The sequence below is a fragment of the Caulobacter sp. LARHSG274 genome, from assembly GCF_052871235.1.
On record NZ_JBIXJO010000006.1, the window covers coordinates 147,299 to 159,803 of the forward strand.

The 12,505-nt window shown below is 68.3% G+C and carries 13 protein-coding genes; 8 read left to right on the top strand and 5 right to left on the bottom strand.

Annotation, left to right across the window (positions count from 1 at the left end; genetic code table 11):
- Positions 1–34: 34 nt before the first annotated feature.
- A complete protein-coding gene (locus ACIPQB_RS13220) occupies positions 35–565 on the bottom strand; it encodes a cupin domain-containing protein (RefSeq protein WP_446485702.1) in 531 nt (176 codons plus the stop codon).
- A 142-nt stretch (positions 566–707) separates the two neighbouring features.
- Here ACIPQB_RS13220 and ACIPQB_RS13225 point away from each other — a divergent pair, with 142 nt between their 5' ends.
- The 4 genes from ACIPQB_RS13225 (at position 708) to ACIPQB_RS13240 (ending at position 4,589) form a co-directional block, all read left to right on the top strand.
- Positions 708–1,490, top strand: a complete 783-nt coding sequence (locus tag ACIPQB_RS13225; protein WP_446485703.1) for a hypothetical protein — start codon at positions 708–710, stop codon at positions 1,488–1,490.
- A 100-nt stretch (positions 1,491–1,590) separates the two neighbouring features.
- Complete coding sequence (locus ACIPQB_RS13230; protein WP_446485704.1) at positions 1,591–2,328, top strand: SDR family oxidoreductase; 738 nt, start codon at positions 1,591–1,593, stop codon at positions 2,326–2,328.
- 42 nt (positions 2,329–2,370) lie between these two features.
- Positions 2,371–3,840, top strand: coding sequence for an aldehyde dehydrogenase family protein (locus ACIPQB_RS13235; protein WP_446485705.1), 1,470 nt, complete (start codon positions 2,371–2,373; stop codon positions 3,838–3,840).
- Complete coding sequence (locus ACIPQB_RS13240; RefSeq protein ID WP_446485706.1) at positions 3,825–4,589, top strand: TetR/AcrR family transcriptional regulator; 765 nt, start codon at positions 3,825–3,827, stop codon at positions 4,587–4,589. Before ACIPQB_RS13235 ends, ACIPQB_RS13240 begins: the two co-directional genes overlap by 16 nt.
- Before the next feature lie 3 nt (positions 4,590–4,592).
- On the opposite strand, the gene ACIPQB_RS13245 is transcribed toward ACIPQB_RS13240, so the two are convergent.
- From ACIPQB_RS13245 to ACIPQB_RS13260, 4 genes are read right to left on the bottom strand one after another with little or no spacing between them, the layout of a single operon-like run.
- Positions 4,593–5,393 carry an enoyl-CoA hydratase/isomerase family protein gene (locus tag ACIPQB_RS13245; protein WP_446485707.1) on the bottom strand — a complete coding sequence of 267 codons (801 nt, stop codon included), beginning with the start codon at positions 5,391–5,393 and terminating at the stop codon, positions 4,593–4,595.
- 9 nt (positions 5,394–5,402) lie between these two features.
- The gene (locus tag ACIPQB_RS13250) at positions 5,403–7,610 is read right to left on the bottom strand and encodes an acyl-CoA dehydrogenase family protein (RefSeq protein ID WP_446485708.1); all 2,208 of its coding nucleotides are present in this window, start codon (positions 7,608–7,610) and stop codon (positions 5,403–5,405) included.
- A 28-nt stretch (positions 7,611–7,638) separates the two neighbouring features.
- The gene (locus tag ACIPQB_RS13255) at positions 7,639–8,460 is read right to left on the bottom strand and encodes a coniferyl-alcohol dehydrogenase (protein WP_446485709.1); all 822 of its coding nucleotides are present in this window, start codon (positions 8,458–8,460) and stop codon (positions 7,639–7,641) included.
- A 22-nt stretch (positions 8,461–8,482) separates the two neighbouring features.
- Positions 8,483–8,713 carry a ferredoxin gene (locus tag ACIPQB_RS13260; protein WP_446485710.1) on the bottom strand — a complete coding sequence of 77 codons (231 nt, stop codon included), beginning with the start codon at positions 8,711–8,713 and terminating at the stop codon, positions 8,483–8,485.
- Positions 8,714–8,945: 232 nt separating this feature from the next.
- On the opposite strand from ACIPQB_RS13260, the gene ACIPQB_RS13265 reads away from it, so the two are divergent.
- Genes ACIPQB_RS13265 through ACIPQB_RS13280 form a run of 4 tightly spaced genes read left to right on the top strand, consistent with a single transcriptional unit; the run spans position 8,946 to position 12,492 of the window.
- Entirely contained in the window at positions 8,946–10,196 is a 1,251-nt protein-coding gene (locus ACIPQB_RS13265) for a cytochrome P450 (protein WP_446485711.1), read from the top strand.
- 2 nt (positions 10,197–10,198) lie between these two features.
- Positions 10,199–10,603, top strand: a complete 405-nt coding sequence (locus ACIPQB_RS13270) for a Zn-ribbon domain-containing OB-fold protein (RefSeq protein ID WP_446485712.1) — start codon at positions 10,199–10,201, stop codon at positions 10,601–10,603.
- Between the two features lie 3 nt (positions 10,604–10,606).
- Positions 10,607–11,767 carry a thiolase family protein gene (locus ACIPQB_RS13275; RefSeq protein ID WP_446485713.1) on the top strand — a complete coding sequence of 387 codons (1,161 nt, stop codon included), beginning with the start codon at positions 10,607–10,609 and terminating at the stop codon, positions 11,765–11,767.
- An 8-nt stretch (positions 11,768–11,775) separates the two neighbouring features.
- Entirely contained in the window at positions 11,776–12,492 is a 717-nt protein-coding gene (locus tag ACIPQB_RS13280; RefSeq protein ID WP_446485714.1) for a DUF2889 domain-containing protein, read from the top strand.
- The last annotated feature ends 13 nt before the right edge of the window (positions 12,493–12,505 follow it).

A 12,505-nucleotide genomic window follows, 5' to 3' on the forward strand; every position in this document is an offset into this window, starting at 1 on the left:
CCGCCTGACCCGGCCGTACCTGGACCTGCTGCCGTCAGGCTGAGCCGGGCGTTGATTGCGAAGGCGGGCTCTCCTTCGCCCAGCCGTCGCGGCGGCGCTCGACGCTCTCGACCGCCTTGGCCCAGAAGGCGGGGTTGTCGGCCATCAACCTGATGTCGAAGCTGTTGGATCCTCGGAACTCCAGCACCTCCACGCCCTCCGGCCCGGGGAGGTAGCTGTAGGGAACCCCGGCGCCGACGAAGAACCCGTCGCCGCGGCCCAAGTCCTCGATCCCGATCCGCAGCGCGCCGGCCAGGATGTAGTAGAGGCAATCGACATTGTGGGTGTGGCGCGGCAGGGGAAAGCCGCTCTTGAACCAGGCGTGGGTGAGGCTGAGCCCGGGAAGGTCGAACAGCAGGCGCACGGTCGTGCCCTCCAGCATGCCGGCGTCGACGGCCGCCACCGCGCCGGCCATTTCGATCTGCGTCGGCGCGCCCTGGGACATGATGCCGCTCTGCTCGAAATCCCGGGAGTCCGCGCTCCGGAACAGCGCAAAACGAGGCGGGGCGGGCGCGGAGGCGGCCATGGCGGTCTTCCTGCAAAAGGCCGCGCAAGGGTGGTGCAGGCTCCCTGACCGGTCAACAACGCGGCAGCGATATGGGTTTGGCGCTCCGCCGTCCGCGGCGATGCTAGGGTGCCTCAAACCGCGTCGGTCGGAAGAGAGTGGAATGAGCCTGCATACGACCCTGCATCTGCACAACGTGCCGGCCGGCGGCGAGGCCGCCTATGCGCAATGGTTCGACGGCAAGCATCTGGAGGATCTGAGCCGGCTTCGCGGCTTCGTCTCGGCCGACCGCTACGAGGTGACGCGCGAGCAGATCATGCCCGACATCCCCCAGCCCTGGCGGTTCCTGAGCGTCTACGAGTTCGACTACGCCGCGCCCGAGATCGACCTGCCGGCCCTGGGCCCCTTGCTGGCCGAGGCGCGCGACGCCGGCCTGATCGACGACAGCGACGAAAGCGAGCGCATCCACAGCTACGCCCTCTATTCGGACTGGGTTTCCAGCCCCAACCACCAGAAGGACAAGGCGTTTTCCGGGGTCAGCATCATCCTGGCCAACTTCGTGGCGGGGCGCGAGGCCGAGTACCACAAGTGGTACAACGAGGTGCATGGACCCGAGGTCACGCGCGTGCCCGGCAAGGTTGCCATGAAGCGCGGCCGGCTGTCGCCGCTGCAGATCGAGCCCAGGCGTTACTGCCCGGGCAGCGATCTGGTGTTCTGCGCCCAGCAGACCGACGACCTACTCTTCACGGTCAAGGATTTCAGCGCCCGCGCCCGCGGCATCAGCCCCAGCGGCGTGGCCTTCCAGGAACGCTCCTCGGCCGGGTCGTTCGCCCGCACGGTGCACTATTTCAGGAAGATCAGCGGGACTGAATTCTGGCCCGGCGGCATCGCCTACGACGGCGACCTTTCGGTCTATCCGGCCGATTTCGCGCGGCCCGCCGGCTGATCGTCCGAACCATCGCCGCCGCGATACGCCCCCCTCTTGTCGCGAACCGGGCGGCGGGCGCAGTTAGCAGCGTACAACAAGCCAGATAATAGGGCGGATCGTGGGCAAAGTCGTCGTAGTGACCGGGGCGGGGGATGGACTGGGGCGGGCTCTGGCCCGCCGCCTGGCCGCCGATGGCGACACGGTGGTGCTGCTCGGCCGGACGCTCGCCAAGGTCCAGGCCGTCGCCGACGAGCTGGGCGCGCCGCACTTCGCGGTCGAGTGCGACGTCAGCGATCCTGACAAGGTCCGCGCCGCCTTCGCGACGATCGCGCAGCGCCATCCCAAGATCGACGTGCTGATCAACAACGCCGGGATCTTCGAGCCCTTCACCCTGGCCGAGGCCAGCGACGCCCAGGTGCTCGGCGCCCTGACCACCAACCTAGCCGGTCCGATCTTCTGCGCGCGATCCGCCCTGCCGCTGTTCGGCGGCAGCGGCCACATCATCAATGTCACCAGCGAGTCCGTCCATGTGCGGATGCCGATGCTGTGGATGTACGCCGGCGGCAAGGCGGGCCTGGAGTTCATATCCGACATGTGGTCCCGCGAGCTTGAGAGTGACGGGGTGCGGGTCACCGTCGTCCGGGCCGGCCAGATGATGGACGAGACTAAGACCGGCACGAGCTGGCCGATGGATGTCGCCGTGCGGTTCGCGCAGGAGAACGCCAAGGTCGGCCTCAACCTGCGTGAGCGTCCGATCTCGCACTACAGGTCGGTGACCGACGCGTTCCGCGCGGTGCTCGACACCCCGGCCGATCTGCACATCGGCATGGTCACCCTCAGCGGCAGCCGGCGCTAGAGCCACCGGCCAGTACCGAAGTTCGATAGGAAGACGATCACCATGACGAGCCTCCCCGACGCGAAACTCTTCATCGACGGTGAGCTGCGCGGCGCCGAGGGCGGCAAGACCTTCGACGTCATCGGTCCCTGGACCGGCGAGACGGTGGGCCGAGCGGCGGACGCCTCGGCCGCCGATGTCGAGGCGGCGATCGTGGCGGCCCGCCGCGCCTTCGACCAGACCGACTGGTCGACCAACATCGAAAAGCGCGTGGCCCTGGTCAAAAAGCTGCGCGCGCTGTTCGAGGCCAACAAGGACCGCCTGTCGGACCTGGCCCGGATCGAAGCCGGCGCCGCCTGGGGCGCGGTGGGCCGGGCGCATGTCGACATGGCGCTGGAGGGCTGGGACGACTATCTGGCCGTCTTCCCGCAGGTGCGCTGGGAAAAGGACCACGGCTCGCGCATCGGCTACGGCTTCGAAACCGTCCGCAAGGCCGTGTACGAGCCGATCGGGGTGGTCGCCGCGATCACGCCGTGGAACGTGCCGCTCTACGTCAATGTCGGCAAGGTGGTCGCGGCGCTGCTGGCGGGCTGCACCCTGATCCTCAAGCCCGCCCCCGACACGCCCGGCATGGGCGCGATCTTCGGCGAGCTGGCCCTGGAGGCCGGCTTCCCGCCCGGCGTGATCAACGTCGTCTTCGGCGCCGATCCGGCCCTGGCCGGCGAGATGCTGGTCAAGGACCCGCGCGTGGACCTGATCTCCTTCACCGGCTCGACCGGGGTCGGCAAGCGGATCATGGAGCAGGGCGCGGCGACCCTGAAGCGCGTGTTCCTCGAACTGGGCGGCAAGTCGGCCAAGATCGTGCTCGACGACGCCCCGAACTTCGCCATGGACGTGGCCACCGCCATGCTGGTGTTCCACGCCGGCCAGGGCTGCGCCGTCCATTCGCGCCTGCTGGTGCCCAGGAGCCGCTATGAGGAGGCCAAGGCCATCCTCAAGCATTCGTACGCCAGCTTTGGCGAAAACTGGGGCGTGTTCGACGACCCCAAGCACATCATGGGTCCGGTCATCTCCAAGCGACAGATGGAGCGGGTGCTGTCCTATATCGCGCTGGGCCAGCAGGAAGGGGCCACCCTGATCGCCGGCGGCCACGCCCGGCCGGACAAGGGTGGCGGCTTCTTCATCGAGCCGACCTGCTTCGCCGACGTCACCAACGACATGCGCATCGCCCAGGAGGAAATCTTCGGACCCGTGCTGGTGGTCATTCCGTTCGAGGATGACGAGGACGCCATCCGCATCGCCAACGAGAGCGCCTATGGCCTGTCCGGCGGCGTGTGTTCGGCCGATCTCGACCGCGCCCTGCGGGTGGCCAAGCGCATCCGCTCGGGCTCCATCAGCGTCAATGGCGGCATGTGTATCGCCGGCGACGTGCCGTTCGGCGGCTACAAGGCCAGTGGCATCGGCCGCGAATGGGGACTAGAGGGCATTGAAGAGTTTCTTGAGACCAAGTTGATTGCATGGCGCGCCGCTTAGGCACGAAGGAGATTTCAGGGGTGGAGTCGGGCGAGACGGCGAGCGTCGCAAAAGCGAAACGCGGATCTTCCACGGTCGCCAAGCCGAACAGCCATAACCTCAACGGCCAGCGCCTGGGCCGCAAGGGGCGTCTGACCCGCGACCGCATCCTGGCGGCGGCCAACGAACTGCTGGCCGCGCCGGGCGAGGTCTCGATCTCGCTGAGCGCGGTGGCGCGCCAGGCCTCCCTGGGCATGACCTCGCTCTATCTCTATTTCACCGACCTGACGGAGCTGCTGCTCGCCATCCTTGAGCCGGTGATGGTCGAGGCGGAGACCGCCTATCTGGGTCATCTGCGCGAGCGCTGGCCGGACGAGACCCTCAATGCGCACTGCCTGGAATTCGTGACCGCGCTGCACGGCTTCTGGCACAAGAACTCCGCCGTCCTCCACCTGCGCAACAGCATGTCCGACCAGCGCGACAAGCGGATGATGGAAAACCGCGTCCGGGCGGCGCAGCCGGTCATCGGTCTGCTGGTGATGCAGATGGACCAGGATCCGCAGGAGACGGGATCCCTGGCCGCGGGCATGGCGACGGTTCTCTATACCGGCATCGAGCGCGTCGTCACGGTGGCGACCGACCGCATTCTGCCGACCGTGCTGCCGGGCCAGTTCGCCCCGAACGTGCGCAATTTCCTGCGCTCGGAGGCGCGCCTGCTGGAGCTCGGCATCCGCGATTTCCGCGAGCTTGCCCGGGCCGAGGCTGGCTGAACCTTATTTGTCCTTGGCGCCCAGGTTCTTGATGTAGCGCTCGATGCCTTCGAGATAGGCGGGGTTGAGCATCAGGGCGCTGTTGGCCATGCGCTCGACATGGCGGCCGCTTTCGCGGCCGAGTTCGGCGGCCAGGTCGATGGCGATCTTAGCCGCCCCCATCTGTTCGGCGGATGACTGGGTCAGGTGGCGGCAGAAGGCCAGCGCCGCCTCGGCGAAGCCTTCGTCCGGCAACACCTCGTGCACCAGGCCCATGATCAGCGCGCGATCGGCGTCGGCCTTCTGGTTGCCCATGATCAGCCAGCGCGCCCAGTGCGGCCCGCAGAGGCGGGTCAGGCGGCTGACGCCGTTCGAGGCCGGGAGCACGCCGAACAGGCCCTCGGGAAAGGCGAACGACGCGCCCTTGGCCGCCAGCCGGAAGTCGCAGGACAGCACCAGCTCCAGCCCGCCGCCGACGCAGGCGGCGTGGATGGCGCTGACGATCGGCTTTTCGACATGCTCCATCTCGTCATAGATGCGGTGCATGCCGTTGAGGTTCAGGCGGTGGTTTTCGCGGATGGCCGAAGCCGTGCGCGCCGGCGCGGTCGAGGATCCGCCGCGCAGGTCGGCGCCGGAGCAGAAGTAGCGGCCGTTGGCGCGGATCAGCAGCACCTTCAACTCGGGCGTGTCCCGGAAGCGGTGCAGGGCCTGTTCGAACAGCTGCATGGTTTGCGCCGACAGCGCATTGAGCTTGTCGGGACGGTTCAGCGTGGCGATCAGGACGCCGTCCTGTTCCTCGGTCAGGAGGTGCGGTTCGTCCGACATGAAGACTCCTTAGGCTCGCGTACGCGGCAGGCCCAGTCCGCGCTCGGCGATCATCGAGCGGTGGACCTCGCTCGTGCCGCCGTAGATCGTAGACCCCTGGGCGTGCCGATAGAACATGTTGATCTCGGCCGCCGGACCCTTGCGCTTGGACAGCGAGAGCGGGGCGGTCAGGTCGATCAGGTCGCGGGCGTCGCTGAGGAACTTCTCGGACGAGAACATCTTGGCCATCGGGCCATAGGCCAGGTTGATCTTCTTCTCGGCGATCACCCAGGTGGCGCGGTAGGTGAGCAACTCCGAGACCCACAGGTTAGCGGCGGTGCGCGCCAGCCGGGCCCGGGCCGACCCGTCCTCGATCAGCGGCTCGCCCTGGTAGACGATCTCGCGACACAGCTTCTCGCCGGCTTCGAGCATCTTGCGCTGGTACTTGGCGAAGCCGCCGCCATGTTCGAGCTCCAGGCTGGCGCTCATCGTCCGGACGCCGCCGTCGACCTCGCCCAGCCGATAGCTGTCGGGGATCTGGACGCCGTCATAGAAGGTGATGTTCGTCCGCTCGTCCTGGAAGGTGTAGACGGGCTGGATCGTGACCCCGTCGGTCTTGAGGGGGACGATGAACATCGTCAGCCCCTTGTGCTTGGCCACGTCGGGATTGGTGCGGGCCAGCAGCAGCACATAGCTGGCCAGGTTGGCGCCGCTGGTGAACATCTTGGTGCCGTCGATCCGCCAGCCGTCGCCGTCCGGCGTGGCGCGGCATTGGGCGGCGAAGACGTCCGAGCCCGATCCCGGCTCGGAATAGCCCAGGCTGCAGATGACCTCGCCCGACATGATCTGCGGCAGGACGTCCCGCTTCAGCTCTTCCGTGCCGAAGCGCTGGATGATCAGCGCCACCATCTGCGACACGCCGGCGGCGGGGTTGTTGTAGCCCTGGGTCTCGAGCGCATCCATCGCCGCGATCTTGGCGTAGGCCGACAGGCCGCGGCCGCCGACGTCCTTGGGCAGGCCCAGATACAGCAGGTTGGCCTCGGCGAGCTTCCTGTTGAGCTCCGGATTGTAGCCTTCCCAGCTGTAGTGGAAGGTCTCGCGCATTTCGGGCGTGACGTGCTTGGCGAAGAAGGCGTCGATCTCTTCGGCGATCGCGCGGGCGTCCTCGCCCAGGTCGAAGTCGATCGGGCTTTCGCCGGCTTCGGGCAGGGCGGCGGTTTCGCCGGCATAGAGGCGGCGGCCGGCCTCGTCGAGCAGCCGCTGCGGATCGCCCAGCACCAGCGGCCAGGCCTTGGCGCGCAGGTTGAACAGGAAGATGTCGTACTCGGTGGTGAGGCCATAGCCGCCGAAGGTGTGCAGGGCCTGGGCGACCGTGCGGGCGGCGGCCCCGGCGTTCCACCAGGCGGCGATGGAGACGGCCGCGGCGGCTTCGGGAGCACCGTCGGCGATGTCGCGGATCGCCTTCCAGACCAGGAACTTGCCGCCGTCGACCTCGCAGGCGAGGTCGGCGAGGGGGTGCGAGATCGCCTGGAACTGGCCGATGAACTGCCCGAACTGCTTGCGCTCGCTGGCGTAGGCGGCGGCCAGCTTCAGCGCCTCGCGGCCAAGGCCCGCCAGGGCGGCCGAGATCAGCAGCTTCCACTCTTCGACCCCGGCCGCGAAGGTCGCCAGCGCGGCCGGACCCGAGGCGAGGACCGTCTGGGGCAAGCCCGCCAGGTCGATCTCGGCCAGCGGGGTCGAGGCGAGATTGTCCTCGGCGACCCGCGCGCTGGGCGGCACGGACACCAGCACGACGTCGTCGCCCCGGCGGGCGATCAGGCTCTCGGCGACCAGGCCGCCGGCGATCCATTGGCGCGGCTGGGCGGCGAGGTCATGGAAGGCGAGGGTGACCACGGCCTCGCCGGCCAGGGCGCGGGCCAACAGGTCGGCGGTCTGGTCCGAGCCCAGCTGGGCCAGCAGGCGCGCGGCGACCAGGGCTTCGGCCAGGGGCCCCGAGGCGAGCGTGCGGCCGGCCTCCTCCATCAGGACGACGGCGTCGATCAGGCCCAGGCCCAGCCCGCCGGCCGCTTCCGGAACCCGGATCGACAGGGCGCCCTGCTCGGCGAGGCCCTTCCAGAGCGTCGCATCGAAGCCGGACGGCGCCGCGGCCCGGACGCGGGCCATCGAGCTGTTGGCGTCCAGGAAGCGCGCGAACATGTCGCGCATCATTTCCTGATCTTCGGGCAGGTCGAAATTCATGGCCTTTGCCTCGCTTCCCGACCCTGGCTCAAGCCTGGCGCCGGCGCATCATGACGCTGAGGTCGACCTGGCCGGTCGCCACCCCGCCCATGAAGCCGCCGTCGACTGGGAAGACCACGCCGTTGACGATGCTGGCCAGGTTGCTGTTGACGAGCACCAGGCCGCCGGCCTGTTCGGCGGCGGTCGAATAGCGGCCCATCGGCTGGGTCGCGGCCTCGACCACTTCCTTGCCCGAGGTCTTCTCGAACGCGTCCATCATCGGCGTCTGGGTCGGGGAGGGCAGGGTGCAGTTGATGCGGACGCCCTTCTTGATCAGGTGGGCGCCCATGAACTGGGTCCAGACGATGATGTTCTCCTTGGAGAACGAATAGCCCTCGGCGACGACGTCCATGTGCGCCTCGCACCAGTCGACCGCGGCCTGGAAGCCCTGGGCGGCGATGATTTCCATGCTGGTGGGGATGCGGCGGCTCCAGCCCAGACCGCCGGTCGAGGCGATGCTGGCGATCGCGCCGCCCGGGCCCATCAGCGGCACGACCTGCTCGGTCAAGTGCCGCGTGCCGATGAAATTGACCTTCATCACGTCCAGCGGCGGGAAGGACTGGGGCAGGCCGGCGCAGTTGAACAGGGCGTCGACCTTGCCGCCGATCGCGGCCACCCCCGCCTCAATCGAGGCGGGGTCGCGCAGGTCGACATTGTTGAACGAGGCGAGGGGAAGGGCGGAGTCCTTGTAGTCCAGGCCGTGCACCTCGGCGCCGAGGTCGAGCAGCAGCTTGGCCGTCGCCTCGCCCATGCCGGAGAAACAGCCGGTGACGATGACCCGCTTGCCCCTGTAGCCCAAGACGTCGTTCATTGTTCTGCTCCGTGGAATGGGGTCAGGCGGGCTTCTTGGGCGGCCAGGAGATCGTGCCGTCGTCTTCCTCGACATAGATGATGCGTTCGGGGCAGGCGCGGGCGCCGTTCCTGGCCAGCTTTTCCATGCCCTCGGGCACGTCGAAGCCGTCGGTGTCGATGTAGCCGTCCTCGTTCAGGGGGAAGAGTTCCTTGGAAACCGCGGCGCAACGGGCGTTGCCGACGCAGGCGGCTTTCTCGATGCGAATCCTCATGCGACCTCTCCCACACCCTGGCTTGGCCAATCCTATGAACGGAGAACCAGCGTACGATCAACGTCGCCCGCCGTCCGGTTCGCGTGCAATCGCCCGGGCGTTATTGGCCGCCGCTGGCGCGGGGCGGCCATTGCCATCGCCGGGGGTGCGCGCGACACATTGGCCATGCTGCGCGGACCCGTTCGTCGCGGTCGCGCATAAACACATTCAGCGGCGTTCGCCGGAGACACCCATGGTCCAAGCCAGCCTGACGCCAGCCGTTCCCAAGCCGGATCACGTGCCGGACGCGCTGGTGTTCGATTACGATCACTACTTCGACCCGGCGCTGCACAAGGACGCCCACGCCCGCATCCTGGAGATCGCCAAGACCGCGCCGCCGATCTTCTGGACCCCGCGCCATGGCGGCCACTGGGTGCTGCGCGGCCACAGCGCGGTCTACAACGCCTCGCGCGACCCCAGCATCTTCAGCAATGCGCCGATGCCCTACGAGATGCTGGCGCACATCAACGCCGATCTGCCGGATGAGAAGAAGATGCTCATTCCGCTGCCGATCACCGTCGATCCGCCGCACCACACCCACTATCGCGGCCCGCTGCAGAAGCCGTTCTCGCCCAAGGCGATGCTGGCGCTGAAGGACAACATTCGCACCCTGGCCGCCGAGCTGGTGCAGAAGGTGCGGCCCGACGGCGGCTGCGAGTTCATGACCGCCCTGGCCGAGCCGCTGCCGGTCACCATCTTCCTGCTGCTGTTCGGCCTGCCGGTCGAGAAGGGCCGCGTCTATCGCGACCTCGTCGCCGAGCACCTGCATTCGCACACGACGGACTCCAAGGCCGTGCAGGCCCGCCTGCGCAAGGTGGCCGACGCGATGAACGAGACGATCCTCGACCGTCGCGACAATCCCCAGGACGACATCATCTCGATGCTCTGGCAGTCGGAGTACAACGGCAAGCCGGCGACCCTGCACGACATCGAGAACTATGCGGTGATGCTGTTCATCGCCGGCCTCGACACCGTGATGAACGCCATGGGCCTGGGCGTGCGTCACCTGGCGATGCATCCCGAACTGCAGCAGCAACTGCGCGACAACCTGGCCCTGGTGCCCGAGGCTGGCGAGGAGCTGCTGCGCCGCTACACCTTCACCGTACCGCCGCGCTTCCTGCTGAACGACGCCGAGTTCGAGGGCGTGCAGATGAAGAAGGGCGAGACGGCGCTGCTTTTCCTGCCGGCCGCCGACCTCGACCCGACCGAGTTCAAGAACCCGGAAGAATACAACCTGGCCCGGGAGAACAAGGTGCACATCGCCTTCGGCACCGGTCCCCACCGCTGCCTGGGCTCGCACCTGGCGCGGATCGAACTGCAGGTGCTGTACGAGGAAATGCTCAAGGGCCTGCCGGAATTCCGCCTCGACCCGACCAAGGAGGTCACCTTCCACGGCGGGCATGTGATCGGGCCGGACGCGCTCCACCTGGTGTGGGATGTCTGAACTTGACCTGGCAGCGCTCGCGTCCCCGGCTCGACAAGGATAACCGGGCCTTCTGGACCGGCGGCGCCGAGGGCAAGCTCAACATCGCCAAGTGCGGCGACTGCGGCGGGTTCATCCACCCGCCGCGCGAGATCTGCCGGTTCTGCCTGTCGGAAAACGTCGCCCCCCACGCCGTGGCCGGGACGGGCGTCGTCGACACCTACACCGTCAACCACCAGGCCTGGGCCAAGGACATGGACGTGCCCTTCGTCATCGCCCGGGTGAAGCTGGATGACGCGCCGGGGGTCTATCTGACGACCAATATCGTCAACTGCCCGGTCGACGCGGTCGATATCGACGATCCGGTCCGCGTGGTCTTCGAGGAACAGGACGGCGTCTGGTTTCCGCTGTTCGAAAAGGTGGGCTGAGCGGTGGCGCAGGAAGCCTATATCACCGGTATCGGCATGTCGGAGGTCGGCGTGCGGCTGGCGCGCTCGCCGCTGGGCCTGACGGTCGACGCGGTCAGGGAAGCCATCGCCGATGCGGGGCTGAGGCTCGACCAGATCGACGGCGTGGCGACCTATCCGGGCAAGATGCAGACCTTCCTCGGCTTTTCGCCGATCGGGGCCGACGAGCTGATCGAGGCGCTGGGCCTGAAGACCCGCTGGCATGTCGGGGCGGCGGAAATGACCGCCCAGCTCGGCGCGATCGCCGAGGCCGCCAACGCCGTCAAGGCCGGCCTGGCCCGCCACGTCCTCTGCTTCCGCACCGTCTATGAGGCCGCGGCCCTGTCGCGGCCAGACGAATTCCCGCCGCTGGAACGGCGCGAAGGCGTGACCGGCAATTCGCAATGGGTCTCGCCGTTCGGGGCCTTCTCGGCCGCCAACTGGACGGCCCAGTTCGCGATGCGGCACATGAAGCGCTATGGCCTGACGCGCGAGCAGCTCGCCCAGGTGGCGCTCAACGACCACGCCAACGCCGCGCTGAACCCGCGGGCGCTGGTCAAGAAGCCGCTGACCATGGACGACTACATGTCGGCGCGGATGATCTCGACGCCGTTCTGCCTCTATGACTGCGATCGGTTCACCGACGCCTCGACGGTGGTCATCGTCTCGGCCGGCGACGCGCTGGGCGAGGTCAAGACCACGCCGGTCCGCATCGCGGCCTCGGCCGGCTCGGTGGAACGCTACAGCTGGGACCAGGCCGAATGGGCCAGCGCCTATCCGACCGGCCGCGACCTGTGGAAGACTACCGACTATCGGCCCAAGGACGTCGACACCGTCCAGCTCTATGACGGCTTCGCCTTCCAGCCGATCACCTGGCTCGAGGGGCTGGGCTTCTGCGAGGTCGGGGAGGGCGGCGCCTTCCTCGAAGGGGGCGCGCGGATCGCCCGCGACGGCGACCTGCCGATGAACACCGGCGGCGGCCAGCTCGGTTGGGGGCGCCTGCATGGCTTCGGCTTCGCCTATGAGGCCGTGGTGCAGCTTCGCGGGCAGGGCGGCGCGCGGCAGATTGCAGGCGATCCGAAGGTCGCGGTCGCCACCTCCGGCGGCGGGCCGATGGCGGCGGCGCTGCTGCTGACCCGGGACTGAGGCGGGGCGTGCGCCAGGACGCCCGCTCCCTTCCGGCGTTTCATCGCCACGTGCTGGTGACCCCCGGCGACGGCTGGGTCCGCGCCTGGGTCGAGGACGACTTCCATCATATGGGCGTGACCCTGCGCCACGACGGCGAGACCATCCTTGGCGTCGAGGCCGAGTTGGTGCGCGCCCCGTGGTCGACCTGTCCGGGCGCCGTGCAGCAGCTGGCCGCCACCTTCACCGGCGTCCGGCTGGACGCGGCGGCGGCGCGCGGCGAAAAGTCGGCCAATTGCACCCATCTCCATGACATGGCGCTAATCGCCGCCGCCCATGCCGGCGACGCCGCGTCGATCCGCTATGAAATGACGGTGACCGACGCGACCGACGGCGTCCGTATCGGCGACATCACGCGTGACGGGCGGCCTGCACTGCGCCTTGTCGAGCGGAACGATGTGATCGAAGAACCGGCCGGCGCGGCGGGCAAGACCCTGTTCCAGCTCGGCGACTGGATCGCCTCCCTGGACGGCCAGGCCCAGGAGGCGGCGCGCCTGCTGCGTTGGGGCGCCATCGTCGCGCGGGGCCGGGCGATCCCGATGGAGCGGCAGTCCGACGCGAGCCGCATGCCGCCCACCTGTTTCACCTTCCAGGCCGGGCGCAAGGAAGAGGCCAGGCGGGTCGGGGCAGTGGTGGATTTCTCCATCGCCGCCAGGCGACCGCTGGAGGATCGGTCGCCGGAATAGGCCGGTCGGGCCG

Coding starts and splice junctions, on each gene's coding strand:
- ACIPQB_RS13265 (WP_446485711.1), top strand. CDS start 8,946: ATGGTCCAAGCCAGCCTGACGCCAGCCGTTCCCAAGCCGGATCACGTG.
- ACIPQB_RS13250 (WP_446485708.1), bottom strand. CDS start 7,610: ATGAATTTCGACCTGCCCGAAGATCAGGAAATGATGCGCGACATGTTC.
- ACIPQB_RS13225 (WP_446485703.1), top strand. CDS start 708: ATGAGCCTGCATACGACCCTGCATCTGCACAACGTGCCGGCCGGCGGC.
- ACIPQB_RS13235 (WP_446485705.1), top strand. CDS start 2,371: ATGACGAGCCTCCCCGACGCGAAACTCTTCATCGACGGTGAGCTGCGC.
- ACIPQB_RS13245 (WP_446485707.1), bottom strand. CDS start 5,393: ATGTCGGACGAACCGCACCTCCTGACCGAGGAACAGGACGGCGTCCTG.
- ACIPQB_RS13240 (WP_446485706.1), top strand. CDS start 3,825: ATGGCGCGCCGCTTAGGCACGAAGGAGATTTCAGGGGTGGAGTCGGGC.
- ACIPQB_RS13255 (WP_446485709.1), bottom strand. CDS start 8,460: ATGAACGACGTCTTGGGCTACAGGGGCAAGCGGGTCATCGTCACCGGC.
- ACIPQB_RS13220 (WP_446485702.1), bottom strand. CDS start 565: ATGGCCGCCTCCGCGCCCGCCCCGCCTCGTTTTGCGCTGTTCCGGAGC.
- ACIPQB_RS13260 (WP_446485710.1), bottom strand. CDS start 8,713: ATGAGGATTCGCATCGAGAAAGCCGCCTGCGTCGGCAACGCCCGTTGC.